At 66.5% G+C, this 1,711-nt stretch carries 2 protein-coding genes; both read right to left on the bottom strand.

Annotation, left to right across the window (positions count from 1 at the left end):
* Nucleotides 1–1,033 (bottom strand): ABC transporter transmembrane domain-containing protein (locus tag ACK4TH_RS11670; RefSeq protein WP_409626667.1); only part of this gene is annotated, 1,033 nt, incomplete at its 3' end.
* Nucleotides 1,030–1,711 (bottom strand): hypothetical protein (locus ACK4TH_RS11665; protein ID WP_409626665.1); only part of this gene is annotated, 682 nt, incomplete at its 5' end. The genes ACK4TH_RS11670 and ACK4TH_RS11665, both read right to left, overlap by 4 nt.

The raw sequence follows: 1,711 nt of genomic DNA, 5'->3' as shown, positions 1-1,711 counted from the left end.
GCCCCGGTGCCGCCACCACGAGTGGTTCGACCACCAGGTGGCCTTTGGGGGCTGGCAGCGCCATGCCGGTTTGGACGGCCGGTATCTGTCGCAACAGCTCGTGCAGACGCCGCCAAGCGTCGCGCACCTGCACGACGCTGCGCCACTGGGTGACCAGTTGCACCAAGGGCGCCAACAGCCGTCCGGCCAAGACCGACCCGACGATCATCATGGCGGGACCGCCGGGCAGCGCGTTTTCCAGAACCAGCCAGGCACCCAGGCCCAGCATGAGCGATCCCCAGACCGTTTGGATCAACTTGGTCACGGCGGCAAAAGCCCCTGCATGCTGCGAAGCGAGGGCCTGCTGGTCCAAAAAGGATTGCTGCAAGGCATGCCAGCGCCGCTGCAGGGAGCGCAGCATGCCCATGGCTTCCACCACCTCGGCATTGCGCAGCGAGCCATCGGCGCTGCCCTGCGCCGCCAGCGCCGTGCGGTTGGCCTGCGACAGCGGCGGCGCCGTGGCGCGTTCATTGGCCCAGGCCAGGCCAACTTGCAGCAGCGCGCCAATCAGGCCAGCCCATCCGAGTATGGGCGAGATGGCAAACAAAATCCACAGAAAAACCAGCGCCAGGGGGGCTTCCATGGCCGCACCCAGGACGGGGTGGTGAAAAAAATCACGCACGGTGCGCAGATCGATCATGGGCTGGACATTGCCCAGGCCGAAGCGGCGCAGATTGGCTTGGTGGATGGCTTCGACGATCCGTGTGGCGAGCTGTTCATCAAACCAAGCGCCCGCACTGCGCATGAGCTCGCTGCGCGACCATTCGAGCAGCTCCATGACCGCATAGGCCAGGACCACCGCGATGGTCAGCATCAGCAGGGTGGAGACGCTGCGGCTGTTGACGACGCGCCCATAGACCTCGAACATGTAAAACGTCGGCGCGAGCACCAGCAGCCCCGCGATGGCGGCGAACGTCCAGGCGCGCCGCACCAGCGGCCACAACGCGGATAGGGTGGATTGCAGCTCGGTGCGGTTGACAGGGGGAGGGCTCATACGGTGTGTTCGATCCTGAGATAGGCCAGCCAGGGTGCAGCAGCTGGGGCGGTGGCGCTGTGGGGGGGGGCTGCTGTGGGAGCGCTGGCGTCGCCGGACGCCATGGGTGTGCCTGTCGGTGCCGTGGTCAGCCCAAACTGCAGATGAAAGCGGTCCTGGCCTTCGCGGTACAGCGCCACTTCGGCCAGGCGCATGTGGTTGAGCGCGGCTTGCTCTACCGCCCCTAGGTGAAGGGCAAAATGCAATCGCCCCTCCAGGGTGTACAGCGACAAGGTTTGACCCCGCCAGCTGAGCGTGTGGCGGTCGAAGCACACCGGGCAGTCGTCCGCAAACCGCAGCAGCGGCAGGGTCGGGTGCGGCCAACGCTGTATATGAAATGGGCTGTGAGGATGCTGAAAGACCAGCCGCGCAGCCCGGCAGACCGAGTAGATGGCGTTGCACGCCATTTGCGAGCCGAGCTCGGGCATGGCTTGGCGCAGGGCGTGGTATGCGAGGTGGTGCAGGGCCACGCGGTTCCAGCAGCGGTGTTCGCGTACGATCGGAGCCAACCAATTGCAGGCGTGGGCAAAGCGCTGCTGGAGCTCGCGCAGCCGCGCCGCCTCCCAGCGCGGCGGTGGTCTCACCGGCCAACCCCGTTGCCCCCGTCGCACGACAATCGGCACCGGAGACCCCAATCCG

Source organism: Tepidimonas sp. (assembly GCF_046292505.1).
Taxonomy (GTDB): Bacteria; Pseudomonadota; Gammaproteobacteria; order Burkholderiales; family Burkholderiaceae_C; genus Tepidimonas.
Note: the sequence above shows the minus strand (reverse complement) of the source record. Positions and strands in the feature narration are given on the sequence as shown.